This is a genomic window from Kyrpidia tusciae DSM 2912, from assembly GCF_000092905.1.
GTDB classification, from domain to species: domain Bacteria; phylum Bacillota; class Bacilli; order Kyrpidiales; family Kyrpidiaceae; genus Kyrpidia; species Kyrpidia tusciae.
Map to the genome: position 1 here is coordinate 1 of NC_014098.1, position 26,596 is coordinate 26,596.

Sequence of the window (26,596 nt, forward strand, 5' to 3'; positions counted from 1 at the left end):
AATCCGCGCACAAACTTATCCACAATCCACAGCCTGTGGCTCTCCGCCTGTGACAAACGTGGATAACCGCCCGGATCTGCCGATCATCATCTTTGGGCCCCGACCATTCCATCTGCTATCATGGGGATACTCACATGTGGACAATCCCGCCTGCTCCCCGCGGTTATGCACAGTTGTGGATAACTGTGTGGACAGCCCGTCCACAATGTGGACAATACCCGACCGCTATCCACAACACCCCCGGTGCCGTTTCCGCCCACCCTTATTCCACAGGAAGTGGGAGGGCATCCTTTTGCCGTTTTTCTGTGGATAACCGGAGCTGTTCCTGTGACTAACGCTACCGCACCCGTGTAAGGAGGCACTCTTTTATGGATCCCCGCGCCGTCGAACTTTGGGAGCAATCCCTCTCCATACTCCGCACCCAGATCAGTCCAAGCACCTTTGAAACATGGCTCTTAAAGGCATCCCCGGTCACCCTGGATGCCAACACGTTGGTGGTCCGAGTTCCCAATATGCTGGCCCGGGATTGGCTTGAACGCCACTATACACCTCTTGTACAAGAAGCACTCTATACGATTCGCCGCGAGCCTTTGTACGTTCGATTTGTCCTGCCGGACTCGGTGCCCTACGAACAACCGGCCTCTCAAGCGACTGCCGCTTCTCCGGCGCCGGTGCGGACTCACGACGACTTTCCACCACCCCAATTGAGCAGTAAATACACATTCGAAAGCTTTGTCGTCGGAGAGAATAATCGATTCGCTCATGCCGCCTGTCTCGCCGTGGCAGAAGCTCCCTCCCTTTCTTATAACCCTTTGTTTATCTACGGCGGGGTAGGTCTTGGCAAAACGCACCTCATGCAGGCAATCGGGCATTACGTGTTGAAACATCATCCCGAAAAACGCGTGGTGTACATATCCACGGAACAGTTTACGAACGAATTCATCAACGCCATTCTTTATAAAACCGTTCCTGACTTTCGGAATCGCTATCGATCCGTCGACATTCTCCTTGTGGACGACGTTCAATTTCTCGCCGGCAAAGAACAAACCCAGGAGGAATTTTTCCACACCTTTAATACGCTGCACCTTGAGGGAAAGCAGATTGTCCTCTCGAGCGACAGGCCTCCAAAGGAGATCCCCACCCTGGAGGACCGCTTGCGTTCCCGATTTGAGTCGGGACTCATTACAGACATCCAACCCCCCGATTTTGAAACCCGGGTGGCGATTTTGCGCAAGAAAGCAAAGGCGGAAGGTCTGGATATCGGCGAGGACGTGATTTCGTTCATTGCCTCCAAAGTCAACACGAACATTCGGGAACTGGAAGGAGCACTCATTCGTATCGTCGCCTACTCATCGGTGGTCAACCAAGACATGAATTCTGAATTGGCCGCTGAGGCCTTAAAGGACATCATCAATGCTGACCGCAAACAAACCATCACCGTCTCCGACATTCAAAAGGCGGTGGCCGAACAATTTTCCTTGCGCGTTGAAGATTTAAAGGCTAAGAAGCGCACGAAGGCGGTCGCTTTTCCCAGACAGATCGCCATGTATCTCGCCCGGGAAATGACCTCTTTATCCCTGCCCCGAATTGGCATGGAGTTTGGAGGACGCGACCACACCACAGTGATGCACGCCCATGAAAAAATCATTCGGGCCCAAGCCGAAGACCCTGATCTCGCCGAATTGATCCAACATCTGAAAAACCGCTTGCTTCATGCGTAGAGTCATACACAATGAGGACTTTGATGGAACGTGTTATCCACAGCCTCATCCACAAGAAAATCAGCGCAGCTACAGCCTTTATTGGACTTGTCCACAATTTACCTGCACTGATTATGATGATGAACTTTATCTTTTAATCCTCTTACTCCTACTATATGTAAACGCTACGCCCTTCAGACCGCATCCAAGGAGGTTTTTTCTCTTGCGAATCCATGTTCACCAACAAAGTCTCGCCGCTGCGTTGCAACAAGTGCAACGCGCCGTCTCCGCCCATTCCACCATGCCAATTCTCGGGGGCATCAAGCTGACCGCCGACACGGACAGCCTTCGTTTGATCGCCACTAACCAGGAAATCGCGGTCGAGACTTACCTTGCCGCGGACTCGGACACCCTGTCCATCGAGATGCCCGGATCCATCGTTTTGCCCGCCCGCTACTTTGTTGAGTTGGTCCGGAAACTCCCCGACCCTTGGGTTCATTTAACCGTTCAACAACCTTATTCCGTGCAGATCACATCTGCACAAGCGGCCTTTCTCCTTCATGGTTTCGATCCAGAGGAATTCCCTCGTTTGCCCCAAATCGCGTCCGATCAGCCATTTCTCATTCACAGCGACAACCTGAAAGATGCCATTCGGCAAACTGTCGTGGCGATCGCAGCCGAGGAGACACGACCCGTTCTAACCGGGTTGTGCATGAAGTTTGACGCGGACTCCATCACCTTCATCGGTACCGACAGTCATCGCCTCGCCTCACGGAAATTATTTTTACAAGGGGGGCCGGAAGGGGCATCCGAAATTGCTGTCGTTCCCGGGAAAAGTATTCATGAGCTGGCCCGACTTCTCCCAGAGGACGATACACCTGTCACCATGACCATCGCGGACAACACCCTACTGGTTTCTTCCGACACCACCCGGTTTTTCACAAGGCTTTTGGAAGGACAGTATCCCGATACGTCAAAAATTATTCCAACCACTTTCAAAACTCGTATCCATATTCGCAGGGACCCCTTTGCTTCCGCCTTGGAGCGCGCCTTGCTTATTGCCCGGGAAATGCAGAATCAAGTCGTTCGCCTTCAACTGCAATCGGATCGAATCGAACTCAGCGCTCATTCCCATGATGTTGGACGGGTATCGGAACAAGTTCCCCTTGACCAATTTTCTGGTGATGCACTGACTCTCGCCTTCAATGGAAAATATATGCTCGACGCCGTGCGATCTTTTGACGGAGAACAGCTAACTGTCGATTTTACCGGAACGATGAGCCCCATGATTCTTCGCCCAACAGATGGCCAGGAATACTTGCACCTCGTGCTACCTGTTCGAACCGTGTAGGGGAGGTGCACCATGCAGGAGATTGAAGTGGTTGTGACGAATGGATTTATCACCTTGGGGCAATTGTTGAAGCGACTGAACGTGGTTTCCACCGGGGGAGCGGCCAAGACATTCTTGGAAACAAAAGCGGTTTACGTCAATCATCAGCGTGAGACCCGCCGGGGCCGGAAACTCTATCCCGGAGATCTTGTCGTTTGTCCCGACCGGGGCACGTGGCGGATCCGCGGGGAATGAGTCGACATGCGTCTTGAATCTCTCCGGTTGCTCCACTTTCGCAATTACCCGCATCTCCAACTGGATACGCGAGCTCCAGTGAATGTGTTTATCGGGGAAAACGGACAGGGGAAAACCAACGTCCTGGAAGCAATCGATATCCTGGCGTTGACGAAATCGCACCGAACCCACCGTTTAGCAGAGTGCATTCAGTGGGGCGAGCAGTTCGCCCTGATCGAAGGTCGCGTCCAGCGAAACACGGGATCTTCCGAACTGTCGGTGACCTTGACGACGTCCGGAAAGCGGGCAGCGGTGGCAGGGATCGAACGCCAGCGTATCAGTGATTACGTGGGGATGTTGAACGTCGTGCTCTTTACCCCGGAAGATCTTCAGTTAATCAAGGGTAGTCCCCAGGTCCGACGCCGCTTTTTGGACATGGAGATCGGCCAGATTAGTCCTTTGTACCTGCGGGATCTTCAGCAATACGTACGGGCATTGTCCCAGCGAAATCAATTGTTAAAATCTGCAAATCACAACCCGACAGAGCGTATCACGGACACCCTCGATATTTGGGACGACCAATTGGCTCGTCACGGCAGTCGAATCATTCTGCGCCGGGCACAGTTTGTGCGTACATTAGAGCGACACGCCCGGGAGATCCACAGCCGGGTCAGCGGAGACCGGGAAGTTCTCTCTCTTTCATACGCCAAGGTGTCTCCCGAACAGACGCCAGAGCAGGTGTTCCAGATGTACCTCCACGAACTTCGGGCCAGACGTTCTCTCGATCTGGCTCGCGGCGTCACTTCCGTCGGACCCCACCGGGATGACCTGGTGATTTTGTTAAACGACCGGGAGGCAGCCGCCTTCGCTTCCCAAGGTCAACAGCGAACGGCTGCGCTCTCTTTGAAACTGGCGGAGATTGAACTGATCCGAGAAGAAGTGGGAGAATACCCAGTGTTGCTACTCGACGATGTCCTTTCGGAGTTGGACCCGGTGCGCCAGGTCCATCTCGTATCGGCCATGGGGGCACAGGTGCAGACTTTCCTCACTACTACGCATCTTGAAGGCCTCGGCTCCCTGGCAGGCGCCCTTCAGGTGTTTGTCGTCGAAGCAGGGCAGATACGAGCGAAAACACCCTAGCGATCGCGCCGGGAGGCACACTGGGAAAAGGGAGTGTCTATGTTGTTTATTCATCTCGGCGGGGATATGATGGTGTCAACGAAAGATGTGATCGCCATTCTCGATAACAAGATGGTGAATGTCTGCGATGACACCCGTCGCTTTCTTCAGGCGGCCGATGCAAAGGGACTCGTTTTTCGGGTGGAATCGGGTCCGGAGAAGTCGATCGTCATTACCGAAACCCGGGTTTTCATTTCCCCCATTTCTTCCCTGACGCTGAAAAAGCGGGCCGGGTATATCACCGACGTCGACGGGTAAATTGCTGAGAGGGGCGGATTTTTGCGCTTTTTCCCGCCCTGTGCTAAAATTTGAACCGCGAATGTTACGTACGCCTGATTGGATTCAGGCTTCTTTTTTGTCACTGATCTGCCATCAGGCATGTGAGGTATTCCGGGAGGGTGGTCAATGGCCGAAAAATCCAACCTCACGTATGATGAATCGCAAATCCAAGTTCTTGAAGGACTTGAGGCCGTTCGCAAAAGGCCGGGCATGTACATCGGCGCCACCAGCAGCCGCGGACTTCATCACCTAGTGTGGGAGGTCGTCGACAACAGCATCGATGAGGCCCTGGCGGGTTATTGCGATCACATTGTCGTCCGGGTCAATCCCGATAACAGCGTAACTGTGATCGACAACGGCCGCGGAATTCCCGTGGGCACTCACCCGAAACTGGGAAAGCCTACGGTAGAAGTAGTTCTCACCGTGCTTCACGCCGGTGGAAAATTTGACGGGAAAGGCTACAAGGTCTCGGGTGGTTTACACGGCGTCGGCGTGTCCGTTGTCAACGCCCTGTCCGAATGGCTGGAGGTGGAGGTCTGGCGGGAGGGATCCGCTTACCGCCAGCGGTATTCCCGGGGCGTACCCGTCACGCCGCTTGAACGACTCGGTCCCACAGACCGAACCGGCACCCAGGTCACTTTTAAACCCGACCCGGAAATTTTTGAAGATGTCGTTTTTCAATACGACATCTTACAAGGCCGCCTTCGGGAGTTGGCTTTTCTGAACGCCGGGATCACGATCATCCTAGAGGATGCCCGGGATGGGCGCCGTCAGGAGTTCGCTTACCAGGGAGGCATCCGCTCCTTTGTCGAATACTTGAACCGATCCAAGGAAGTCCTCCACCAACCGCCGGTCTACATCGCCGCGGAAAAAGATGATGTCATGGTCGAAGTGGCCCTGCAGTATAACGATGGGTATGTCCCGAGCCTATACTCTTTTGCGAACAACATTCACACCCACGAAGGGGGCACGCACGAGTCCGGTTTTAAAAGCGCCCTAACCCGGGTGATCAACGATTATGCCCGAAAAAACAACCTCCTCAAAGACAGCGATAGCAATGTCACGGGCGAAGATGTCCGGGAGGGCTTGACGGCGATTATCAGCGTAAAGATTCCCGATCCTCAGTTTGAAGGCCAGACCAAAACAAAACTGGGAAACTCCGAGGTTCGGGGCATCGTCGAATCGGCTTTTGGAGAACGCTTCGTCGTCTTTCTCGAGGAGAACCCGGCGGTGGCCAGAAAAATTGTCGACAAATGTATCACCGCAGCCCGAGCCCGGGAAGCGGCGCGGAAAGCCCGGGAACTGACGCGGAGAAAGAATGCCTTGGAGGTGAGTTCTCTTCCTGGAAAACTATGGGATTGCTCGTCAAAGGACGCCTCTGAATCCGAATTGTACCTGGTCGAGGGGGACTCGGCGGGCGGGTCTGCAAAGAGCGGGCGAGATCGACATTTTCAAGCGATCCTTCCTCTCCGGGGCAAGATTCTGAATGTGGAAAAGGCGCGCATGGATAAGATCTTGTCCAACAACGAGATCCGGGCAATCATTACAGCCATCGGAACGGGTATTGAGCCGGATTTTGACATTTCCCGGGCGCGGTATCACAAAGTGGTAATCATGACCGATGCAGATGTGGACGGATCCCATATCCGAACCTTGCTCCTTACATTTTTTTACCGATACATGCGCCCGCTGATCGAGGCCGGTTACGTCTACATCGCCCAACCGCCTCTTTACCGCATTCAGAAGGGCAAAGTGGTTCGGTACGCCTACAGCGACCAGGAACGGGACCACATTGTCGGCGAGTTAAAAGGCGATGTAAATGATATCCAACGCTACAAAGGCTTAGGAGAAATGGACGCCGAACAATTGTGGGAGACCACCATGGATCCAGAAAGCCGAACTTTGCTTCAGGTGAGCATGCAGGACGCCATTGAGGCGGACGCGATTTTTTCCGTGTTGATGGGCGATCGAGTGGAACCCCGACGCGAATTTATCGAAGCCCATGCTCATTTTGTCCGCAATCTCGATATCTGAGCGGAAAGGAGCAAACTGAATGGCCGATCCCGGAAAGATTCTACCCGTCGATATCAGCGAGGAGTTGCGCCAGTCTTTTCTCGATTACGCCATGAGCGTAATTGTGAGTCGGGCCATTCCAGACGTCCGGGACGGGTTGAAACCGGTTCATCGCAGAATTCTTTACCAAATGCACCTTTTGGGGATGACGCCCGATAAACCGTATAAAAAATCGGCTTGGGTCGTAGGCCAAGTTTTGGCCAAATTCCATCCTCACGGCGATGCGGCCGTATACGACGCCCTGGTGAGGCTGGCCCAAGACTTTTCCACGCGGTACCTGTTGGTGGACGGGCACGGCAACTTCGGTTCCGTGGATGGCGATGGAGCCGCGGCCATGCGGTACACCGAAGCTCGCCTGTCGAAAATCGCGCTGGAACTACTTCGGGACATCCAGAAAGAGACGGTGGACTTCGGCGACAACTACGACGGAAGCGAAAAAGAACCTCTTGTACTTCCCTCGAGGTTTCCGAACATCCTCGTCAATGGGTCTACAGGTATCGCCGTGGGCATGGCGACCAACATTCCTCCGCATAACCTGGGGGAAGTGATTGACGGAGTCATCCATCTGATCGATCACCCCGACGCCGGGGTGGAGGAACTCATGCAACATATCAAAGGGCCCGATTTTCCCACCGGGGCGTTGATTCTCGGACGCGAGGGGATCCTGGACGCGTATCGCACGGGACGCGGAAGTATCATTTTGCGGGCGGCTACACAGATTGAGGAGGCCTCGGGGGGCAAAACGCGAATTGTCGTCACTGAAATCCCCTACCAGGTGAACAAAGCTCGTCTTGTGGAAAAGATTGCGGAACTTGTTCGGGAGAAACGAATCGACGGGATCACCGATTTAAGAGACGAGTCGGACCGCCGGGGCATGCGAATTGTCATCGAATTGCGCCGGGACGTCAAACCGCGGGTGGTCTTGAACAATCTTTTCAAACATACCGCTCTGCAAACGAGTTACGGGGTTATCATGTTGTGTTTGGTGGATGGGCGGCCCAGGGTCTTGAACCTGGGAGAAATGCTTCGGTATTACCTGCGGCACCAGGAAGATGTCATCCGTCGTCGAACGACCTACGACTTGAAAAAGGCCGAAGCGAGGGCTCATATCCTGGAAGGTCTGCGAATCGCCCTCGACCATATCGACGCGGTGATCGAATTGATTCGGGGGTCTAAGACGGTGGAAGAAGCCCGGACTGGGTTGATCGAACAGTTTCACCTCAGCGAGGAGCAGGCCCAGGCTATTCTCGATATGCGCCTGCAGCGGTTGACGGGATTGGAACGCCAGAAGATCGACGAAGAGTACGCGGAATTGGTGGAAAAAATCAAGGAACTGCGAGCGATTTTGGCGGACGAGAAAAAAATTCTCGGGGTGATTCGCGAAGAATTGTTGGATATTAAAGCAAAATACGGGGATGAGCGACGCACCCGCATCACCGCCGGGGAAGGAGAGATTGAAGATGAGGATTTGATTCCCATGGAGGAGGTGGCCGTCACTTTATCCCACGACGGGTACATCAAACGTCAACCCATGTCCCTGTATAAGAGCCAACGGCGAGGCGGTCGCGGGATTACGGCAATGGGCACCAAAGAGGAGGATTTTGTCGAACATTTGTTTATCACCTCCTCTCATCACTACCTGTTGTTTTTCACGAATAAGGGTAAAGTGTATCGGTTGAAGGCTTACGAAGTTCCGGAGTTGGGGCGCGCCGCAAAGGGAACTCCCATCGTCAACCTGTTGAACGTCGACCAAGGGGAAAAGATTTCGGCGGTGGTTCCCATTCGGTCGACCGATGGCGGACAATATCTGATCATGGCAACCCGGGAAGGGACGATTAAAAAAACGCCGTTAGACGAGTTCGAAAACATTCGCCGGGGGGGCTTGGTGGCGATCAGTCTTCGGGAAAACGACGAATTGATCGCGGTCCGGATGACAGATGGTTCTCGGGAGTTGATTCTCGGGACGCGATCCGGGATGGCGATTCGCTTTCCGGAAACGGATGTGCGATCGATGGGCCGGGGCGCCGCTGGTGTAAAAGCCGTGGATTTGCAGGGCGGTGACGTGGTCATCGACATGGATGTGGTGGATCCGGACGGAGATGTCCTGGTTGTCACCAATCGCGGATTTGGGAAACGCACTCCCATCACGGAGTATCGTCATCAGTCCAGGGGTGGCAAGGGGATTCGAACTCTGCATGTAACGGCCCGAACCGGATCTGTGGTGAGTCTCAAAATGGTGAGGAACGATGAGGACGTGATGGTGATCACCACAACGGGCATTGCCATCCGCATGCACGTGGATGAGATCTCGGTCCAAGGGCGGAATACCCAAGGAGTGAAGCTGATTACTCTAAAAGAAGACGAAGAGGTTTCCACGGTGGCGAAGGTCGTTTGCGCTGGAGAGGGGAATTGACCCCAGGGAGCGATGGAAAGGTGGAGCACAGTATCAGACGGTGAAAAATCGCGCATTCCTGAGCGTGCGGGCGCATATGGGCGAATGAGGCAGGTTGCCCTGGCGAATCCGGGGATCGCCCGGGTTGAGTCCGGGCCCTCCGCGGGCCTATAATCATCTTCGCTGCCCCGATGGGCTCACCCCCGGGGCGGCCGGGAAGCGGTGCGCGGCAGACGTCGCGGGCGTTTCCACGAACTACCGGTTGCATTATCGGCCGGGATGTGATAAAGTATCTCTTGTCGCCGCTTCAAGCGGCACCTCGATCCTTGAGAATCAAACAGTACGCCACTTCAAGCCCGGATGAATCTTTTCACGGAGAGTTTGATCCTGGCTCAGGACGAACGCTGGCGGCGTGCCTAATACATGCAAGTCGAGCGGGTCTCCCCGGGGCTTGCCCCGGGGAGATCAGCGGCGGACGGGTGAGTAACGCGTGGGCAACCTGTCCGACAGACCGGGACAACGCCTGGAAACGGGCGCTAATTCCGGATAGGCGCCAGGGGCGCATGCTCTTGGCGGGAAAGGGGAAACCCGCTGTCGGGTGGGCCCGCGTCGCATTAGCTGGTTGGTGGGGTAACGGCTCACCAAGGCGACGATGCGTAGCCGGCCTGAGAGGGTGGACGGCCACACTGGGACTGAGACACGGCCCAGACTCCTACGGGAGGCAGCAGTAGGGAATCTTCCGCAATGGGCGAAAGCCTGACGGAGCGACGCCGCGTGAGGGACGAAGGCCTTCGGGTTGTAAACCTCTGGCTTTGGGGACGAGGGCACCGGGGGGACCCGGTGAGGGACGGTACCCAAGGAGGAAGCCCCGGCAAACTACGTGCCAGCAGCCGCGGTAAGACGTAGGGGGCGAGCGTTGTCCGGAATCACTGGGCGTAAAGGGCGCGCAGGCGGCGATGCACGTCCGAGGTGAAAGGCAGCGGCTCAACCGCTGAGGGGCCTCGGATACGGCATGGCTTGAGGGTCGGAGAGGCAAGGGGAATTCCTGGTGTAGCGGTGAAATGCGTAGAGATCAGGAGGAATACCGGTGGCGAAGGCGCCTTGCTGGACGACGCCTGACGCTGAGGCGCGAAAGCGTGGGGAGCGAACAGGATTAGATACCCTGGTAGTCCACGCCGTAAACGATGAGTGCTAGGTGTGGGTGGGGATGCCCATCCGTGCCGAAGGAAACCCAATAAGCACTCCGCCTGGGGAGTACGGCCGCAAGGCTGAAACTCAAAGGAATTGACGGGGGCCCGCACAAGCGGTGGAGCATGTGGTTTAATTCGAAGCAACGCGAAGAACCTTACCAGGGCTTGACATCCCTCTGACACCTTCAGAGATGGGGGGTTCCCGTTTGGGACAGAGGAGACAGGTGGTGCATGGTTGTCGTCAGCTCGTGTCGTGAGATGTTGGGTTAAGTCCCGCAACGAGCGCAACCCTTGCTCTGTGTTGCCAGCACTCTGGGTGGGCACTCACAGGGGACTGCCGGCGAGGAGCCGGAGGAAGGCGGGGATGACGTCAAATCATCATGCCCCATATGTCCTGGGCTACACACGTGCTACAATGGGCGGTACAACGGGGGGCGAAGGGGCGACCTGGAGCGAATCCCTGAAAGCCGTTCGTGGTTCGGATTGCAGGCTGCAACTCGCCTGCATGAAGGCGGAATCGCTAGTAATCGCGGATCAGCATGCCGCGGTGAATCCGTTCCCGGGCCTTGTACACACCGCCCGTCACACCACGAGAGTCGGCAACACCCGAAGTCGGTGGGGCAACCGGAAGGGGCCAGCCGCCGAAGGTGGGGTCGATGATTGGGGTGAAGTCGTAACAAGGTAGCCGTATCGGAAGGTGCGGCTGGATCACCTCCTTTCTAGGGAGCAAGGCAAGGCGAAGGGGTTGGAGTGGGCGTACTGTTTGATTCTGAGGGAGCGAGGCTCTCTCTTGTTCCTTGAGAACTGAAAAGCCACGCAGCGAGAGAAAGTAGGAAAGGCGCACGGTGGATGCCTAGGCGCTGGGAGCCGAAGAAGGACGGGGCGAACGCCGAAACGCCCCGGGGAGCCGTAAGCAGGCGTTGATCCGGGGATGTCCGAATGGGGGAACCCGCCGTCTGGGAGAGGCGGCATCGGCGGCTGAATGCATAGGTCGTCGAGGGCAGACCGGGGGAACTGAAACATCTCAGTACCCCGAGGAGAAGAAAGCAACCGCGATTCCCCAAGTAGCGGCGAGCGAACGGGGAGCAGCCTAAACCGGTCTTTTAGGGGGCCGGGGTCGAGGGGCGTCCCATGTGGAGTGAGAAACCGGGTCGGTAGGAGAAGGGTCTGGGAAGGCCCGCCGGAGAGGGTGAGAGCCCCGTATCCGAAACCGATCGGGCTCCGGGGCGGACCCCGAGTAGGGCGGGGCACGAGGAATCCCGCTTGAATCCGGGAGGACCACCTCCCAAGGCTAAATACTCCCCAGCGACCGATAGCGGAGAGTACCGTGAGGGAAAGGTGAAAAGCACCCCGGGAGGGGAGTGAAAGAGGACCTGAAACCGTGTGCCGACAAGCAGTCGGAGGGCGACGTTAAGCCTGACGGCGTGCCTTTTGTAGAATGAACCGGCGAGCGGCCGTATGAAGCGAGGTTAAGGCCTTCAGGGCCGAAGCCGGAGCGAAAGCGCGTCTGAAGAGGGCGAGAGTTTCATGCGGCAGACCCGAAACCGGGTGATCTACCCCTGACCAGGGTGAAGTGGCGGTGAAACGCCATGGAGGCCCGAACCTGTTGGTGTTGAAAAACCATAGGATGAGTTGGGGGTAGGGGTGAAATGCCAATCGAACCCGGAGATAGCTGGTTCTCCCCGAAATCGCTTGAGGGCGAGCGTGCGGCGGGGAAGGCGGGGGCGGTAGAGCACCGATTGGGGGAGGGGCCCGCGAGGGTTACCGAGCCGAGTCGAACTCCGAATGCCGTCGTCGGATGCCGTGCAGTGAGACTGCGAGTGATAAGATCCGCGGTCGAGAGGGAAACAGCCCAGACCGACGGCTAAGGTCCCCAAGGGCGGGTTAAGTGGGAAAGGAAGTGGCCGTGCGAAGACAACCAGGATGTTGGCTTAGAAGCAGCCATCATTGAAAGAGTGCGTAATAGCTCACTGGTCGAGTGCGGCTGCGCCGAAAATGAAACGGGGCTCAAACCCGCGACCGAAGCCTCGGACAGGAGACTGTGGTAGGGGAGCGTTCCCGCGTGGGGGAAGCACGACCGGGAGGGCGTGTGGACGTGCGGGAAGTGAGAATGCCGGTATGAGTAACGAAAGACAGGTGAGAATCCTGTCCGCCGAAAGCCGAAGGGTTCCTGGGGAAGGTTCGTCCGCCCAGGGTTAGTCGGGACCTAAGCCGAGGCCGAAAGGCGTAGGCGAAGGGCAACGGGTGGAGAATCCCGTACCACCGAGGTCCGTTTGAGCGAAGGGGGGACACAGGAGGACAGGGGAGCGGCCGGCTGGAAGAGGCCGTCCAAGCGGCGAGGGGGTCACGCAGGGAAATCCGCGTGGCGGGAAGCCTGAGCCGTGACGGGGAGGGAAGGATGAGTACCGAAGTCCCTGGGTTCACACTGGCGAGAAAAGCCTCTAGCGAGGACCTGGGTGCCCGTACCGGAAACCGACACAGGTTGGCACGGAGAGGATCCGAAGGCGACCGGGAGAACTCTCGTTAAGGAACTCGGCAAAATGGCCCCGTAACTTCGGGAGAAGGGGCGCTCCGGTAGGGTGAGGGAGGGATCCCGAGCCTGATGGAGCCGCAGAGGAGAGGCCCAAGCGACTGTTTAGCAAAAACACAGGTCTCTGCGAAGCCGGAAGGCGAGGTATAGGGGCTGACGCCTGCCCGGTGCTGGAAGGTTAAGGGGAAGGGTGAGAGCCCTGAACCGAAGCCCCAGTAAACGGCGGCCGTAACTATAACGGTCCTAAGGTAGCGAAATTCCTTGTCGGGTAAGTTCCGACCCGCACGAAAGGCGTAACGACTTGGGCGCTGTCTCAACGAGAGACCCGGTGAAATTGTAGTCCCTGTGAAGATGCAGGGTACCCGCGGCTAGACGGAAAGACCCCGTGGAGCTTGACTGTAGCCTGATATGGGAGATGGGTCGGTCATGTACAGGATAGGTGGGAGGCGGAGAACTCCGGGCGCCAGCCCGGGGGGAGCCGGCGTTGGGATACCACCCTTGGCGGATTGATCTTCTAACCTGCGGCCGTGAACCGGTCGGGGGACAGTGTCAGGTGGGCAGTTTGACTGGGGCGGTCGCCTCCCAAAAGGTAACGGAGGCGCCCAAAGGTTCCCTCAGCGCGGATGGACATCGCGCGGCGAGTGCAAAGGCACAAGGGAGCTTGACTGCGAGAGGGACGTCTCGAGCAGGGACGAAAGTCGGGCTTAGTGATCCGGCGGCACTGAGTGGAAGGGCCGTCGCTCAACGGATAAAAGCTACCCCGGGGATAACAGGCTGATCTCCCCCAAGAGTCCACATCGACGGGGAGGTTTGGCACCTCGATGTCGGCTCATCGCATCCTGGGGCTGAAGTCGGTCCCAAGGGTTGGGCTGTTCGCCCATGAAAGCGGTACGCGAGCTGGGTTCAGAACGTCGTGAGACAGTTCGGTCCCTATCTGCCGCGGGCGGAGGAAACTTGAGAGGGGCTGTCCTTAGTACGAGAGGACCGGGATGGACCGACCGCTGGTGTCCCAGTTGTGCCGCCAGGCGCATCGCTGGGTAGCCAAGTCGGGGAGGGAGAAGCGCTGAATGCATCTAAGCGCGAAGCCCGCCTCAAGATGAGGTTTCCCACACCGTAAGGTGGTAAGACCCCTTGGAGAAGACGAGGTAGATCGGTCCGGCGTGGAAGCGCCGCGAGGCGTGAAGCGGACGGATACGAATCGGTCGAGGCTTTCTTGCGCTGTGGTGGCTTTTCGGTTTTGAGGGAACGAGGGTCGGGTGACGAGAGCGGAGGGGAAACACCTGTGCCCATCCCGAACACAGAAGTGAAGTCCTCCAGCGCCGATGGTACTTGGGCCGCCGGGCCCTGGGAGAGTAGGACGTTGCCGGGCGCGTTCCCGCAAGCCCCGCAGGTAACCACCTGCGGGGCTTTGCTCTACCCTGGTGCCCTTGACACCGCGGAAGAGTTTGCTACACTGGCCATAATATCCACGACCGCAACCATTGGGGGAATCAACATGTGGCACCGGAAATTTGAAAAAGAGGGATTGACCTTTGACGACGTTCTCCTGATTCCTGCTAAATCAGAGGTTCTACCGAGCGAAGTCGATGTGAGCACCCGCCTGACCCGGGAGATTCGACTGAACATCCCGTTGATGAGCGCCGGAATGGATACGGTCACCGAAGCGAAGATGGCTATCGCCATGGCCCGGGAAGGGGGCATCGGAATTATCCATAAAAACATGTCGATCGCCAAACAAGCTGAAGAAGTCGATCGGGTCAAACGTTCGGAGAGCGGCGTGATCACCGATCCGATTTACCTCACTCCCGATCACAGTGTGGCGGAAGCGGAACAATTGATGGCCAAGTATCGAATATCCGGTGTGCCCATCGTCGATGAAAAGGGCCGTCTCGTCGGCATTATTACGAACCGCGATCTCCGCTTCGAACAAAACCACTCCCGACTGATCGCCGAGGTCATGACCAAAGAAAACCTCGTCACCGCCCCCGTCGGCACGACCCTCGAAGAAGCCAAGCGCATTCTTCAAGAACACAAGATCGAAAAGCTGCCCCTGGTCGACGATCAGTATATGCTCCGGGGATTGATCACGATTAAGGACATTGAGAAGGCTCGGCAGTTTCCCAACGCGGCCAAGGATGCCCGAGGGCGTTTGTTGGTGGGCGCAGCGGTGGGGGTGTCGAAAGATACGTTTGAACGGGTAGAAGCGTTAGTGTCGGCGAACGTCGACGTAATCGTCGTCGATACGGCCCACGGCCACTCCAAAGGAGTATTGGACACCGTCAAGGCCATCCGGCACAAGTACCCGAATCTACAGTTGATCGCTGGGAACGTGGCTACCGGAGAAGGAGTGAGAGATCTTATTGAGGCGGGGGCCGATGCCGTCAAAGTTGGCATTGGACCCGGGTCGATCTGTACGACACGGGTGGTGGCAGGGATCGGGGTGCCGCAAATCACCGCGATTTATGATTGTGCCGCCGCCGCGAGGGACTACGACATCCCCATCATCGCCGATGGCGGCATCAAATATTCCGGTGACATTACGAAGGCGATTGCCGCCGGGGCTGATACCGTCATGATCGGAAGTCTCCTCGCAGGAACCGAAGAGAGCCCCGGGGAGATCGAAATTTATCAGGGACGAAGTTTTAAAGTCTACCGGGGCATGGGATCCCTAGGGGCGATGAAAGAAGGCAGCAAGGACCGGTATTTCCAGGAAGACGCCAAGAAGCTGGTGCCGGAGGGAATTGAGGGGCGGGTACCTTACCGGGGCCCCTTGTCCGAAACGGTATACCAGCTGATCGGCGGCCTTCGGGCGGGAATGGGGTACTGCGGGGTGCGGAACATTCACGAGCTGAAAGAGGATACGCGGTTTATCCGCATCACTGCTGCCGGTCTTCGGGAAAGCCATCCCCATGACGTTCAGATTACTAAAGAGGCTCCCAACTACAGCGTGTAAGAGCCCTCATAACACCGTAATCTGATCCCCCGCCCATCCTCGCGATTGTCTCACAGGGCAGGCGGTCCCTATCCTTTCGCCACAGTAGGATCGTGTGGTTGAGGGGTATAATTTCGCCCATTTCGGGGACGAGCGTGGTATAATGACTCCGGATGTGAAGGATCCTGATCGTGGAGGGCGAAGTGGTGGGACGTATACATCGTCGCTGGTTTGTAGGGTTTGTCGCGGTTGTCGTGTTCTTGGCCGCCGTGGTGGCGGGAATGCCCATGCCGGGACGGGCCGCCGGGGTAGCCTGGCCGGCACCCCCACATTTGACAGCGCCTTCTGCGGTGTTGATGGACGCGGCGACGGGCCAGATTCTTTACGAAAAAGGCGCTGACGACAAACGGTACCCCGCCAGCATGACGAAGATGATGACGCTGTACCTGACCTTTGAGGCTATTCACGATGGCAAGGCACACCTCGACGATATCGTTCCAATTTCACAAAATGCTTACAACACCGGCGGGTCAGAGGTGTATCTCGATCCCCGGGAAAAGTTTACGCTGAAAGATATGATTACCTTTGTGGCCGTACATTCGGCCAACGATGCCGCTGTGGCGATCGCGGAATATGTGGGTGGCAGTGTCGGACAGTTTGTTAAGAGGATGAACGAAAAAGCCCAGGAGTTGGGGCTTACACAGACGCATTTTGTGAATCCCGACGGGCTCCACGATCCGAACCATTATACTACGGCGATGGATATGGCCATATTGGCGAGGGATCTGATTACGAAATACCCCGAGGTTCTGGATTACACCAAGATCCATGACATGTGGATCAGGAACCACACTTTTAACGTATCAGCCACAAATAATCTCCTTGGTAAGTATCCGGGCATGGACGGGTTGAAGACAGGTTTTACAGACCAAGCGGGGTACTGCCTGACAGCGACGGCCCAACAAGGCGGAGTACGGCTCATTTCTGTAATCATGAAAGATCCGGATGATCAGAGCCGTCAAAAGGACACCACTGCCTTGCTCGATTACGGCTTCAAGAATTTTACGCCCCTGTCGCTGCTAAAGCCCGGAGATCCATTGGATGTAAAGGCAGAAGTGCCCGACGGAGTCATCGAGTCTCTACCGGTGACCACTCAGGTCCCTTTGGCGCCCCTAGTTCCCGAGGGGACGAAAGCGGACGATTTGGTGCGAACGGTACAATGGACACCAGGCCTCAAAGCCCCGGTGGCACAGGGCCAACAGGTGGGCACCGTATCATACCGCCTCGGGGATCAGCAACTGCTTCAGCTGCCCCTTTACGCGGTGGAGAAAGATGATAAGGCGGGATTCATCCGCATGATGTTTCGCGGGTTGATCCATTTCGTCACCGGTGCGGTGGAGAGCGTCTTCAAGCGTCTATGAAAGAAGGGTCGACATGCGAGAAGCTGTGGTGTGGAGTATGTTGGGCATCGGACTCAGCGCCGTTCTGTTGTTGGTGATTTTGGTCGGTGGATTTTTCATGTTTCGGGCTTTTCTTCGGAAGATGGCCCCAGGGCAAAACCGTCCCCAGGACGATTGAGGAATTCGCTCTGCCCGAACAACCGGACGACGAAGGGTTTTCCATTGATACGAAGGGAATTGTGACGTATGATATATAGATGACGCAGGTCACAGATAGGAGGCGCCAAGGATGGTGGAAGTGGGAACGTCCCGCGTGAAACGCGGTATGGCGGAGATGCAAAAGGGCGGCGTCATCATGGACGTGGTGAACGCTGAACAGGCGAAGATCGCCGAGGAAGCGGGCGCGGTTGCCGTCATGGCACTGGAGCGGGTTCCGGCGGATATTCGAGCAGCCGGTGGCGTGGCCCGCATGGCCGACCCGACGGTGATCGAGGAAGTGATGAACGCCGTTTCCATTCCTGTCATGGCGAAAGCTCGGATTGGGCATTACGTCGAGGCAAAAGTTCTGGAAGCACTCGGCGTGGATTATATCGATGAGAGCGAAGTGCTTACGCCGGCGGATGATAAATATCACATTAACAAAAAGGAGTTCACCGTCCCTTTTGTTTGCGGCGCCAGGGATCTGGGGGAAGCCTTGCGGAGGATCGCTGAAGGGGCGTCGATGATGCGAACCAAAGGGGAGGCGGGGACAGGGAACATCGTGGAAGCCGTCAAACACATGCGGACAATGATGGGCCAGATTCGCAAGGTCCAGAATATGTCCGAGGATGAACTCGTGGCCGAGGCGAAGAATCTCGGTTGTCCCTACGAACTTCTCCTCGAAGTGAAGCGGCTCGGGCGGTTGCCCGTGGTCAATTTTGCGGCTGGCGGCGTGGCGACTCCGGCCGACGCTGCGCTGATGATGCATCTTGGGGCGGATGGCGTGTTTGTGGGATCAGGTATTTTTAAATCGGAAAACCCTGCAAAGTTTGCCCGGGCTATCGTGGAAGCCACCACTCATTACACGGATTACAAGTTGATCGCCGAACTGTCGAAGGGCCTCGGGGCTCCGATGAAAGGCATTGAATTGTCCACCCTTGCAGAGACCGAGCGCTTGGCCGTGCGGGGTTGGTAACCGTGAAGATCGGCGTTCTCGGGCTTCAAGGAGATGTGCATGAACACCTGGAAAGGCTGCGGGACGTGGGCGTCGACCCGGTGATTGTCAAAAAGCCGCAGGACCTCGCTGGGCTTAGGGGATTGATCTTACCGGGGGGCGAGAGCACGACGATCGGGAAACTAATGAGGAAATATGAGTTGCTCGAGCCCATCCGGGCCATGGGCCAGAGTGGCATTCCACTATACGGAACGTGCGCAGGGATGATCCTGTTGGCTCGGGAGATCGAGGGTGGCGAAGAACCGCATCTCGCCCTGATGAATATTCGCGTGGCTCGGAATTCCTTTGGACGTCAAAAAGATAGTTTTGAGACAGATCTTTTCATTGAAGGCTTTGCGGGGCCGCCGTTTCGCGCCGTGTTTATCCGTGCGCCGCACGTGACCTCCGTGGGGGAGGATGTGGAGGTGCTGGCAATGTTCGACGGCCGGGTGGTGGCCGTGCGACAGGGCACTTTGCTGGCCACTTCTTTTCACCCAGAGCTCACCGAAGATCCTCGCGTCCACGAGTATTTCGCGGAGATGTGCAGAAACGCGGAGGTGCCGGTGGGCGGTACAGATTCTCGACTTTAATCAGCGGCGCTTTGCGCCGCAAACGTGGACAGGTGGCCGAGAGGTTGAAGGCGGCAGTCTTGAAAACTGCAGAGGGGAGACCCTCCGTGGGTTCGAATCCCACCCTGTCCGCCAAAAAACTCTCAGGAGGGCGGATTTCAGGTTTCCATGGAATCCGCTGTTTTTATTGCTTGCGGGTGATTCCTGCCGTGTTTTGCCCCTCGTGGGAACGTGGAGACTGTGGTATGATTAAGGGGCTGCTCAGGCGGGAGACCGGTCTGAGATGGTTATTCGATGTGGACCACGAGGAGGCTGTTCGTTCCCTTCGGATCTGTCATAGGCGTGGGGATGTTTTCCGTGGTTGTGTGGCATGACGGTCCCTCCTTCCCGTGAGATCAAAGTTAAAATGGCACCTGGAAGGTCTCGTTATGCGTTAGGCGTGTTTTGCGTGTTTTCTTGATCTCCGGGTTCTTGGCGGGCATGACGAGTCTGCTGTCGCCTCCAGATGAACAGGCCGAGCCCGACGATTACCACCGGCGCGACGATGTACCAGTAACGTGCGGTCCAGGCCGCGACGGGGTGGAATAACGTTGTGAGGGTGCGTCCCAGGACAAGAAAAGTCACGGCCCATAGGATGGACCCAATGACGGTGTAAACGGTAAAATCAAACCAAGAAATGCGTCCGATCCCCGCGAGGTAAGGGATCACCTGTCGCACCCCGGCGATATATCGGCCGAAGATCAACATGAGGACTTTATACCGATTCAGCCAGTGTTCTCCCTTGACCATGTGTTCGGGCTTGATGCCGACCCAACGACCGTATTTTACAAGGACATGGCGCCCTAAGTAGCGGCCAATGGCGTAGGCGATGGCCGAGCCGATCACTGAGCCCGCGGCCACCGCCGCGAGGGAAGGGATGAGGTCAAGTTTTTTAGCCGCGATCAGCGTGCCGGCGAGGGTTATGATGGTCTCACTGGGAGTCGGCAAGATCGGGTCCAGAACCATGAGCAGGAATAGACCCCAGTAACCGTAGGCCATTAATGAAGAGATCAATGCATCCATCCGGGCACCGCCTTTGCGAGGGTTGTCCCGCGTTTAACTGCGTTCTTTGCACGTCCGGCGTACACATCCTCTCAGATTTCGGATGAAAATGCAACTATCCGAGCGGAGGTAGTGCCGTTGGGTGTCCAATCGCTGCAGGGATCACGTATTCGTGAGGTGTAACGATTGTCCAGTTTGCTGGCTGCCATATCCGATTTCACGATTCAACTTGTCCAGTCCTATGGTTACCTGGGAATTTTTATTGGCATGACCCTGGAGAGCGCTTGTATTCCGCTGCCCAGTGAGGTGATCATGCCCTTTGCGGGGTACATGGTTGGGCGGGGATTCCTCAATCTCGGCTGGGTGATTCTCGCCGGTACAGCCGGGAATGTGGTTGGCTCTTTAATTGCTTATTACGTCGGCATCAGGGGCGGTCGAGCTTTTCTCGAACGGTACGGGCGGTACATTTGGATCCACCATCGGCACTTGGACCAAGCAGACCACTGGTTTGCCCGCCGGGGCGAAGTGACTGTTTTTGTCGGGCGCCTGCTTCCCGCCATCCGGACTTTTATCTCCCTGCCGGCAGGAATTGCCAGGATGCCCGTGGGGCGCTTTATTCTGTACAGCGCCGTAGGATCCCTCCCTTGGGTATGGGTGTTGGCTTTGGTAGGGGTGAAGCTTGGGCAGCATTGGGAGTCGATCCAGCATTACACGCACCCGCTCACCCTGGCAGTCGGAGTGGCGGTGCTGGCAGCCATCGTCATTTTTGTGGTGCGGGCAAAACGAAAACAACGATGACAAAGCGCGATAGGGCGAGCAGGGCGATTCAAATCGTTGGACTGGTGGCTTTCGCCGGTTTGGCGGTGGCCGTGCAGAGCGGGTGGACCAAGGGTTTCGACTGGGGCGTACTGATTTGGTTACGGAGTCACGCCTCGCCCACGTTGACTTGGGTGATGAAAATCATCACCGATCTTGGTTCCTGGGTGGTCGTCGTGCCTGTTTCGGTTCTCGTTGCATTATGGCTGTACAGCGATAGGGAACGCCGGGGTGATTTTCCGTTCTTTGTTCTTGCAGTGGCGGGAGCCAGTTTGTTAAACGGGCTGCTCAAATGGGTCTTTCAGCGCCCCAGGCCGGGATTCGGTCTGGCCGATGCGGCGGGGTACAGTTTTCCCAGCGGTCATTCGATGGAAGCTTTCTCATTTTATGGGTCAGTGGCGATACTCCTTTGGGCATACGCGCGCTCTTGGCGGGCCAAAGTGATCGTTGCCGGCAGTGCAGCGGTCTTGGTGGCCGCTGTGGGTTTCAGTCGGATATACCTCGGGGTCCATTATCCAAGCGACGTGATCGGTGGTTTCATTGCGAGTACCATCTGGTTGAGCCTATGTGCCCAGTATGCCCGGGGGCGCCGGGCGGCGAAATGAAAGGATTGATTTGAGCAGTCCGGGCGAAAGGGAGTAATGGGGGGCGGATTGTGAAACTTCTTATCGCATTGATCGTGTTTGCCGGTTGCCTCACGGTACAACGATTGGCGCTGCACCGCCGGGCCTTTGGAAGGTCGTTGTTTATCACCGCTATGGGTTTTTTGACATCGGTGATTGTAGGGATCTCTCCTTATCCCCCGGCAAAATATGTCTCACAGGGGCTTTTCTGGGCCACTTGGGTCTTTATTGGGTTTATGACGGTGGTCTCAATCCTGCGTCTGCGCCATCGGCATTGAGGGTGGATCCTGGCGTGCCCAGGTCGGTGTGTGCCCGGATTTGCGGACCTGCCTAAACGGGAAATCCCCGGGTGCCCTTGGGTAACCCTTGGGTAAGGTGCTGTAGCGGATGGCGAGGCGCAGATTCCTTGAGAAAGGTGCTCTTGGCGTGATATAATGATTGACGGCTAATGTGGAGAGATGGCCGAGCTGGTCGAAGGCGCTCCCCTGCTAAGGGAGTATACCCCAAAAGGGTATCGAGGGTTCGAATCCCTCTCTCTCCGCCATGCGCGACTGCGGCCCTTCGAAGCCGCAGCCGAGGTTCATGCGCCCGTAGCTCAGGTGGATAGAGCGGTGGTTTCCTAAACCGCGTCTTGCGGGGGTTCGAGTCCCTCCGGGCGCACCAACACACGAAATCCCTTGTTCCACAAGGGTTTGAAGCCTCTCGGGAGTGCCCACTGAGGCACCCCAGATACCCCCCTCTTAACCTGCAAAACCGTTTCTCCTCAACTCAGCGGCAGCGGCATCCTGTTTCATCAAAAGGAGGTCGCTATTTTATTATGCTCGCCTGGCATGATGCACTGGAGGAATTCTTGCTGACCAAGCAAGCCGAGGGGAGGGCTGTCCGCACACTCAAGGACTATCGCAAGCACGTCTCCGCGTTCTTCCGGGAGCACGAGGACGCATGGCCGGACCACCATGCCTTGAAACGGGCGGTGGTCGCACATTTTGCCGATCTCCGGGAGCTCTCCGCCACCCATTACAACCTCCGACGGGAGTACCTCAAGGCCTTCTTCTCCTGGTGTATCCGGGAGGAATACTTGCCGAAGAATCCAGCGGACAACATCCCCAAACGAAAGAATGACGGCACTCCGCGCAATCTCGATCATGACACCCTGAAACGCCTTTTGGCTCTTCCTCGAAAAGACACATACGCCGGGGTCAGGGACTATGCCCTGATGCTGTTTCAGCTTGACACCGGCACTCGCCCAGGGGAGGCGCTTCAGTTGCTTCCCGATCATTTCAACCTTGCGGCGTTAGAAGTCATCATACCGAGCGGCACCGCCAAAACCAGGGCGGCCAGGACGGTGGTCGTATCCCCGCAGACGGCCAAGGCCATCCGGCGGCTCCTGTCCGTGCGTCCTGCCGACTGGACCGATGATGTCCCAGTATTCGCCAGCGCTTCGGGACGCCGCTTCACGGTCCACGGTTGGGATCAGCGCCTGGCCAAGTACGGGGAGCGCCTCGGCGTCCGCCTGACCGCCTACATGCTCCGGCATAGCTCTGCGATCCTTTTCCTGCGCGGCGGTGGGCACGTCTTCGCCCTCCAGCGCCAACTGGGGCATACCTCTCTCGTCATGACCAAGCGATACGTCCACCTGGCTGACTCCGATCTACACCAGCAACACGCCGTCGCTTCTCCCGTCGCCAACCTCCTGCCCCAACGTACCCGGGCAAGGAAGGTGAAGTGAGATGAAGGTGAAACATCTCTACGAGGTCAAGTCTCCAAACGGTTCGTGGTACCCTTTTTGGGCCTATGACAGCCGGGACGCCAAAAGGCAGTATTGCAAGATGCGCGGCCTGCGCCCTGGCGACCATTGGACCGGCATGAGCATGCTTCGGGCAAGGAAGGTGAAGCGATGAGCATGTTCACCCTCACAGACCGGAGCGGAGGAACGTACACCGTGACTGAGTTCCCGGACATCACCGCACTGTCACCGGCGGAAGCCATCGCGTGGTTCGTCAGGCAGGTCAAGCACGTGTCCCGGCTGTCCCCGTTCGATCAGACCAAGGAACGGCGGGTCATGGAGCTCCGGCAGTGGAAGGATGCGGTCCTCGTCTCGTGGTTGGAAGACGTTCACCGGCGGCGGGCGTGGTGAATTAAGAGGGGAGGGCAAAGCGGATGATCGCATACCAGACAAACGGCCGTTGGTTGGTCCGTGTGGAGGGCGGCCGCCGTAACAGGGACACCGTGCCGGGGGAGACGCTTGAAGTCCCGGAGAAGCCTCGGCCGGTCGCCTGTTGGCGGGACGAGCATGAGGATTCGTGTGGACATGGAACGTCGTGGTTCACCCAGTTCCGGGCGGGGGACGTGACGTTCTGCATCGAATCCTTCGTTTGGCACCCCGCCCCGGGCTATTCGTGGTCCGAATCATGGGAGTCGTTCTCCGACATGGAGCCGCCGCAGATGGGGGAAGCATGGGCGTGGACGGGGGACGGTTGGGAGGCCACCCGGCACTCGATGAGCGCAGAGGGGGTCTTACAATGAGATACGCCATCTATGAACGCCGGTTCGGAGGGCGTCCCATCATCGTGGGCCTTGATCCGCTCCCGGGCATCGCCCTGGCCGACGATCTCAACTCGGCATGGAGCTACGAGACGGCCACGCCGGTGCTCATATTTGTCAGCCCGGATTGTCAGGGACACTTTCCCCTACTGATGACGCGCCTCCCACGGCATCTCCCACGGATACGTCCCACCCGTGGCCCGTGGAGCCGTTTTCCGCCTGCCAAATGGATGGCGGGGGTGTAATCGATCAAAATCGTCTCTCCTCTTGCCAATTTTTCCTAAGTTTTGTATATATGAGGGTGCACAGGTAACCTTAATCCCGCATGAACGGGAATGGATACCAGAAGGTGATTCGATGAATAGGACGCTGCTTATCATGATTGTCGTTGTCGTGTTTCTCCTCGTGTCATTTGGAATGAGTTATGCCATGGAGATCTTTTTTCGCGGAAAACCGAAAACCCGAGAGGAACGCAAACGCGTATTCATCGGGGCGTTCATTTGGTGGATATTCCCGCTTGATGTTGTTGGCACCAAACTGGCGAAACTCCTCCATTCCCTTCGTTGGAGTTCTGTAAAAAGTTAGCATTCATATCCAATGCGTTTGAAAAAATCTGGAGCCGTTATGTACTCAACCCCCTCCCAAACATGTTTGCCTTCGTCATTTTGAGGGGGAAATTCCCGCACATTGGCTGAAACGATGTAATCCGCATCTGCGAATTTTGCAGTGGACGAAATAGGCAAATCATTTTCGTCAGCCAATTTAGGCCATGCAGGATACCATGGTGGTTTTGGATCGACGCAGTCAAAAACAGAAGCAAGAAAAGACATCATGTCGTTATACCGTTTTGAAAGCTGCGTCCGCTCTCTTAGGCCACCCTTATTTCGAATCCAATTCCACGTCAAAGCACGATTAAGTTCAGCGATAATCCACGGCGACCATATTGGACGATACAATCCCTCATAGGCAGCGGTAACAAGGTGCTCTCGATTCGAGTTTGAGACCAACACTGAAGCATCAACAACAGCTATAGGTAGAACCGAGCGGGTCACTTCTCCGTCTCTTTTTTCTCTTCTTTCCAGGGCAATTGTCCCATTTGACGATCGGACATGGCATCCAAATCTTCCTCAGTCAGGTCAAAATCCAAGTCCGCCATAGCATCTGCGCGCCGTTTCAAGTTTTGGAACGCTTGGACATTTTTATCTCCAGACCGCAACAAGCGTTGAATCGACTCAACGGAAATCCGCATCCAGCCCGTCTCGCCAAACTTTCGGGCCTCAAGTTTTCCCTCTGCCACCCAGCGTTTCACCGTATTCACGGAACTGACGCCCAACATTTTCTTCGCTTCTCCAGTGGTCACCCAATTGCCACCCTGTTTTGTTGTTTGTTCCACTGCTGCCGTTTGTCTCATCGGTTTATCACGCTCCCTGTCTCCATCATATTCGCTACCGTCAAAAGTGTCAATACTGTTCACTTGCATCACCCCACGAACAGTATTTGTGCAAAAGGCAGGAAAGAGGGCAGGGAAGAAGGAGAGCGGCAGGCAAAGCAAGAGGTGGCCAAAAGACTTTTGCGGATGGGTTTGACCGTCGAGCAAGTGGCGGAAGGTACGGGTCTGAGCCGGGAAGAAATCGCCGCCATTCTGAAAGAGGTCGAGTGAGGGTTGGGGCCATGGACTGCTGTTACCCACGAGCAATCAGGGGAATCGGCCAGGGAAGGACTTGGCGATCATGAAGACTAACCGCAGTGATTCATTCCTGTCAGACACAAAAAGTGGGAGATCTCACAAATACAACCACCTGGATATCATCTTCCTAATATATTGCATAACAAATTTAAACGCTTTGTTCGCAGTAAATGCTGTTTTTGGATACATTCATACCTAGTGCCCCTTCAGACAACTTTGATCTTCTTTTGCTCACGTAGAAGGCTGGCGTGGCGGCTGTGCTTGGTTCGCCAACGCAGGTACGATCGGATCGCTGTGGCCAACGCCTCATGATGGGGATAGTTACTCCCGCGCAAGACAAACGATCGCAACGGCGCAAAATGGCATTCGGTTCGGTTCAACCATGATGCCTGGGTCGGTGTAAAAACCAGTTCTACATTGTTTTCTGCAGCCCCCTCAGTCACAGTGCGATGCTTGTGAGGTGAAAAATTGTCCAAGACCACGTACAGCCGTTCAGAGCGGTGATACCGCCGGCGGAGCATTGCTATATAACACCTGCATCTCTTGTTCGAACAGATACGCCAACAACACACAGACAAAAATGTGGCCTCGTACCCGCTTCTCGTTCCAGGGATAGACAGGTCCCACATCGAGGAAGTTCTTGATCTGTCGAAACGCCCGCTCAATCCCCATCAGCGTTTTGTAGGACAACACCACGTCCCCGGCCGGGATGGTCGTGTTCGTCCGAATCAAGAACTTCCCGTCCCGCAGAGCCTCCTTGGCAAGGGCCCCTTCGTCCCGAGCAAAGACATAGCGTGCATACCCATCGCATCCATGGCACGCAAGAAACCCCGGGGCTTTCTCGAGGCGGACCATTTTCAAGGCGGACAACGCAGATTGTCCGTC

At 56.5% G+C, this 26,596-nt stretch carries 25 protein-coding genes, 3 tRNA genes, 3 rRNA genes and 1 pseudogene; 27 read left to right on the top strand and 5 right to left on the bottom strand.

What is annotated here, in order from left to right; translation table 11 throughout:
- The first annotated feature begins 368 nt into the window (after window positions 1–368).
- The 16 genes from dnaA to BTUS_RS00075 all read left to right on the top strand — a co-directional run bounded on the left by dnaA (window position 369) and on the right by BTUS_RS00075 (window position 19,135).
- Window positions 369–1,721: a chromosomal replication initiator protein DnaA gene (gene dnaA, locus BTUS_RS00005; protein WP_013074075.1), complete on the top strand. Its 1,353-nt coding sequence runs from the start codon at window positions 369–371 to the stop codon at window positions 1,719–1,721.
- A gap of 202 nt (window positions 1,722–1,923) precedes the next feature.
- Window positions 1,924–3,051: a DNA polymerase III subunit beta gene (gene dnaN, locus BTUS_RS00010; RefSeq protein ID WP_013074077.1), complete on the top strand. Its 1,128-nt coding sequence runs from the start codon at window positions 1,924–1,926 to the stop codon at window positions 3,049–3,051.
- A 12-nt stretch (window positions 3,052–3,063) separates the two neighbouring features.
- Window positions 3,064–3,285 carry an RNA-binding S4 domain-containing protein gene (locus tag BTUS_RS00015; RefSeq protein ID WP_013074078.1) on the top strand — a complete coding sequence of 74 codons (222 nt, stop codon included), beginning with the start codon at window positions 3,064–3,066 and terminating at the stop codon, window positions 3,283–3,285.
- Window positions 3,286–3,291: 6 nt separating this feature from the next.
- Window positions 3,292–4,404 (top strand): DNA replication/repair protein RecF, encoded by a 1,113-nt coding sequence (gene recF / locus BTUS_RS00020; protein WP_013074079.1) that lies wholly within the window; start codon window positions 3,292–3,294, stop codon window positions 4,402–4,404.
- A gap of 39 nt (window positions 4,405–4,443) precedes the next feature.
- On the top strand, window positions 4,444–4,701 hold the full coding sequence (gene remB, locus BTUS_RS00025; protein WP_013074080.1) for an extracellular matrix regulator RemB: 258 nt from the start codon (window positions 4,444–4,446) through the stop codon (window positions 4,699–4,701).
- Between the two features lie 147 nt (window positions 4,702–4,848).
- The gene (gene gyrB / locus BTUS_RS00030; protein ID WP_013074081.1) at window positions 4,849–6,756 is read left to right on the top strand and encodes a DNA topoisomerase (ATP-hydrolyzing) subunit B; all 1,908 of its coding nucleotides are present in this window, start codon (window positions 4,849–4,851) and stop codon (window positions 6,754–6,756) included.
- A gap of 19 nt (window positions 6,757–6,775) precedes the next feature.
- Window positions 6,776–9,208 (top strand): DNA gyrase subunit A, encoded by a 2,433-nt coding sequence (gyrA, locus tag BTUS_RS00035; protein WP_013074082.1) that lies wholly within the window; start codon window positions 6,776–6,778, stop codon window positions 9,206–9,208.
- A gap of 348 nt (window positions 9,209–9,556) precedes the next feature.
- Window positions 9,557–11,096: ribosomal RNA gene (locus tag BTUS_RS00040) — 16S ribosomal RNA — on the top strand.
- 103 nt (window positions 11,097–11,199) lie between these two features.
- Window positions 11,200–14,125 (top strand): 23S ribosomal RNA (locus BTUS_RS00045).
- A 34-nt stretch (window positions 14,126–14,159) separates the two neighbouring features.
- Window positions 14,160–14,276: ribosomal RNA gene (gene rrf, locus BTUS_RS00050) — 5S ribosomal RNA — on the top strand.
- Together the 16S, 23S and 5S rRNA genes form the textbook arrangement of a ribosomal RNA operon.
- A 126-nt stretch (window positions 14,277–14,402) precedes the next feature.
- Window positions 14,403–15,860, top strand: a complete 1,458-nt coding sequence (gene guaB, locus BTUS_RS00055; RefSeq protein WP_013074083.1) for an IMP dehydrogenase — start codon at window positions 14,403–14,405, stop codon at window positions 15,858–15,860.
- Between the two features lie 185 nt (window positions 15,861–16,045).
- Window positions 16,046–17,260, top strand: a complete 1,215-nt coding sequence (locus BTUS_RS00060) for a D-alanyl-D-alanine carboxypeptidase family protein (RefSeq protein ID WP_123809187.1) — start codon at window positions 16,046–16,048, stop codon at window positions 17,258–17,260.
- 13 nt (window positions 17,261–17,273) lie between these two features.
- Window positions 17,274–17,417: a hypothetical protein gene (locus tag BTUS_RS18245; protein WP_013074085.1), complete on the top strand. Its 144-nt coding sequence runs from the start codon at window positions 17,274–17,276 to the stop codon at window positions 17,415–17,417.
- 111 nt (window positions 17,418–17,528) lie between these two features.
- Complete coding sequence (pdxS, locus tag BTUS_RS00065) at window positions 17,529–18,413, top strand: pyridoxal 5'-phosphate synthase lyase subunit PdxS (protein ID WP_013074086.1); 885 nt, start codon at window positions 17,529–17,531, stop codon at window positions 18,411–18,413.
- 2 nt (window positions 18,414–18,415) lie between these two features.
- Entirely contained in the window at window positions 18,416–19,021 is a 606-nt protein-coding gene (gene pdxT / locus BTUS_RS00070; protein ID WP_013074087.1) for a pyridoxal 5'-phosphate synthase glutaminase subunit PdxT, read from the top strand.
- Between the two features lie 26 nt (window positions 19,022–19,047).
- Window positions 19,048–19,135: transfer RNA gene (locus tag BTUS_RS00075), tRNA-Ser, on the top strand.
- Window positions 19,136–19,426: 291 nt separating this feature from the next.
- On the opposite strand, the gene BTUS_RS00080 is transcribed toward BTUS_RS00075, so the two are convergent.
- Window positions 19,427–20,062, bottom strand: coding sequence for a DedA family protein (locus BTUS_RS00080; RefSeq protein ID WP_013074088.1), 636 nt, complete (start codon window positions 20,060–20,062; stop codon window positions 19,427–19,429).
- 165 nt (window positions 20,063–20,227) lie between these two features.
- On the opposite strand from BTUS_RS00080, the gene BTUS_RS00085 reads away from it, so the two are divergent.
- The 11 genes from BTUS_RS00085 (at window position 20,228) to BTUS_RS00130 (ending at window position 24,609) form a co-directional block, all read left to right on the top strand.
- Window positions 20,228–20,839, top strand: coding sequence for a DedA family protein (locus tag BTUS_RS00085; RefSeq protein ID WP_013074089.1), 612 nt, complete (start codon window positions 20,228–20,230; stop codon window positions 20,837–20,839).
- The gene (locus BTUS_RS00090) at window positions 20,836–21,462 is read left to right on the top strand and encodes a phosphatase PAP2 family protein (RefSeq protein WP_013074090.1); all 627 of its coding nucleotides are present in this window, start codon (window positions 20,836–20,838) and stop codon (window positions 21,460–21,462) included. Before BTUS_RS00085 ends, BTUS_RS00090 begins: the two co-directional genes overlap by 4 nt.
- Window positions 21,463–21,512: 50 nt before the next feature.
- Window positions 21,513–21,758, top strand: coding sequence for a hypothetical protein (locus tag BTUS_RS00095; RefSeq protein ID WP_013074091.1), 246 nt, complete (start codon window positions 21,513–21,515; stop codon window positions 21,756–21,758).
- 174 nt (window positions 21,759–21,932) lie between these two features.
- A tRNA-Ser gene (locus tag BTUS_RS00100) sits at window positions 21,933–22,024 on the top strand.
- Between the two features lie 40 nt (window positions 22,025–22,064).
- A tRNA-Arg gene (locus BTUS_RS00105) sits at window positions 22,065–22,143 on the top strand.
- Between the two features lie 154 nt (window positions 22,144–22,297).
- On the top strand, window positions 22,298–23,209 hold the full coding sequence (locus BTUS_RS00110) for a site-specific integrase (RefSeq protein WP_013074092.1): 912 nt from the start codon (window positions 22,298–22,300) through the stop codon (window positions 23,207–23,209).
- A 1-nt stretch (window position 23,210) separates the two neighbouring features.
- Entirely contained in the window at window positions 23,211–23,381 is a 171-nt protein-coding gene (locus BTUS_RS18250) for a hypothetical protein (protein ID WP_013074093.1), read from the top strand.
- Entirely contained in the window at window positions 23,378–23,617 is a 240-nt protein-coding gene (locus BTUS_RS00115) for a hypothetical protein (RefSeq protein ID WP_013074094.1), read from the top strand. The genes BTUS_RS18250 and BTUS_RS00115 overlap by 4 nt, the downstream gene beginning before the upstream one ends.
- Before the next feature lie 23 nt (window positions 23,618–23,640).
- Window positions 23,641–24,006 carry a hypothetical protein gene (locus BTUS_RS00120; RefSeq protein WP_013074095.1) on the top strand — a complete coding sequence of 122 codons (366 nt, stop codon included), beginning with the start codon at window positions 23,641–23,643 and terminating at the stop codon, window positions 24,004–24,006.
- Window positions 24,003–24,269, top strand: a complete 267-nt coding sequence (locus tag BTUS_RS00125) for a hypothetical protein (protein WP_013074096.1) — start codon at window positions 24,003–24,005, stop codon at window positions 24,267–24,269. The genes BTUS_RS00120 and BTUS_RS00125 overlap by 4 nt, the downstream gene beginning before the upstream one ends.
- A 112-nt stretch (window positions 24,270–24,381) precedes the next feature.
- On the top strand, window positions 24,382–24,609 hold the full coding sequence (locus BTUS_RS00130; RefSeq protein WP_013074097.1) for a hypothetical protein: 228 nt from the start codon (window positions 24,382–24,384) through the stop codon (window positions 24,607–24,609).
- Here BTUS_RS00130 and BTUS_RS17235 read toward each other — a convergent pair.
- The 4 genes and pseudogenes from BTUS_RS17235 to BTUS_RS17800 all read right to left on the bottom strand — a co-directional run.
- Complete coding sequence (locus tag BTUS_RS17235; protein ID WP_169307919.1) at window positions 24,606–25,076, bottom strand: PIN domain-containing protein; 471 nt, start codon at window positions 25,074–25,076, stop codon at window positions 24,606–24,608. The two genes, BTUS_RS00130 and BTUS_RS17235, sit on opposite strands and share 4 nt — an antisense overlap.
- A complete protein-coding gene (locus BTUS_RS00140; protein ID WP_169307920.1) occupies window positions 25,073–25,498 on the bottom strand; it encodes a helix-turn-helix domain-containing protein in 426 nt (141 codons plus the stop codon). The genes BTUS_RS17235 and BTUS_RS00140 overlap by 4 nt, the downstream gene beginning before the upstream one ends.
- Before the next feature lie 419 nt (window positions 25,499–25,917).
- Window positions 25,918–26,340 (bottom strand): transposase, encoded by a 423-nt coding sequence (locus tag BTUS_RS19155; protein WP_083779956.1) that lies wholly within the window; start codon window positions 26,338–26,340, stop codon window positions 25,918–25,920.
- Window positions 26,237–26,497 (bottom strand): annotated as a pseudogene (locus tag BTUS_RS17800) (IS1634 family transposase); the annotation flags it as partial. The gene BTUS_RS19155 and the pseudogene BTUS_RS17800, both read right to left, overlap by 104 nt.
- Window positions 26,498–26,596: the final 99 nt, after the last annotated feature.

Bases quoted from the DNA above. Each gene is read 5' to 3' on its own strand.
- dnaA (WP_013074075.1), top strand. From the start codon at position 369: ATGGATCCCCGCGCCGTCGAACTTTGGGAGCAATCCCTCTCCATACTC.
- BTUS_RS00015 (WP_013074078.1), top strand. From the start codon at position 3,064: ATGCAGGAGATTGAAGTGGTTGTGACGAATGGATTTATCACCTTGGGG.
- recF (WP_013074079.1), top strand. From the start codon at position 3,292: ATGCGTCTTGAATCTCTCCGGTTGCTCCACTTTCGCAATTACCCGCAT.
- remB (WP_013074080.1), top strand. From the start codon at position 4,444: ATGTTGTTTATTCATCTCGGCGGGGATATGATGGTGTCAACGAAAGAT.
- gyrB (WP_013074081.1), top strand. From the start codon at position 4,849: ATGGCCGAAAAATCCAACCTCACGTATGATGAATCGCAAATCCAAGTT.
- gyrA (WP_013074082.1), top strand. From the start codon at position 6,776: ATGGCCGATCCCGGAAAGATTCTACCCGTCGATATCAGCGAGGAGTTG.
- guaB (WP_013074083.1), top strand. From the start codon at position 14,403: ATGTGGCACCGGAAATTTGAAAAAGAGGGATTGACCTTTGACGACGTT.
- BTUS_RS18245 (WP_013074085.1), top strand. From the start codon at position 17,274: ATGCGAGAAGCTGTGGTGTGGAGTATGTTGGGCATCGGACTCAGCGCC.
- pdxS (WP_013074086.1), top strand. From the start codon at position 17,529: ATGGTGGAAGTGGGAACGTCCCGCGTGAAACGCGGTATGGCGGAGATG.
- BTUS_RS00080 (WP_013074088.1), bottom strand. From the start codon at position 20,062: ATGGATGCATTGATCTCTTCATTAATGGCCTACGGTTACTGGGGTCTA.
- BTUS_RS00090 (WP_013074090.1), top strand. From the start codon at position 20,836: ATGACAAAGCGCGATAGGGCGAGCAGGGCGATTCAAATCGTTGGACTG.
- BTUS_RS00110 (WP_013074092.1), top strand. From the start codon at position 22,298: ATGCTCGCCTGGCATGATGCACTGGAGGAATTCTTGCTGACCAAGCAA.
- BTUS_RS18250 (WP_013074093.1), top strand. From the start codon at position 23,211: ATGAAGGTGAAACATCTCTACGAGGTCAAGTCTCCAAACGGTTCGTGG.
- BTUS_RS00115 (WP_013074094.1), top strand. From the start codon at position 23,378: ATGAGCATGTTCACCCTCACAGACCGGAGCGGAGGAACGTACACCGTG.
- BTUS_RS00120 (WP_013074095.1), top strand. From the start codon at position 23,641: ATGATCGCATACCAGACAAACGGCCGTTGGTTGGTCCGTGTGGAGGGC.
- BTUS_RS00125 (WP_013074096.1), top strand. From the start codon at position 24,003: ATGAGATACGCCATCTATGAACGCCGGTTCGGAGGGCGTCCCATCATC.
- BTUS_RS00130 (WP_013074097.1), top strand. From the start codon at position 24,382: ATGAATAGGACGCTGCTTATCATGATTGTCGTTGTCGTGTTTCTCCTC.
- BTUS_RS19155 (WP_083779956.1), bottom strand. From the start codon at position 26,340: ATGTGGGACCTGTCTATCCCTGGAACGAGAAGCGGGTACGAGGCCACA.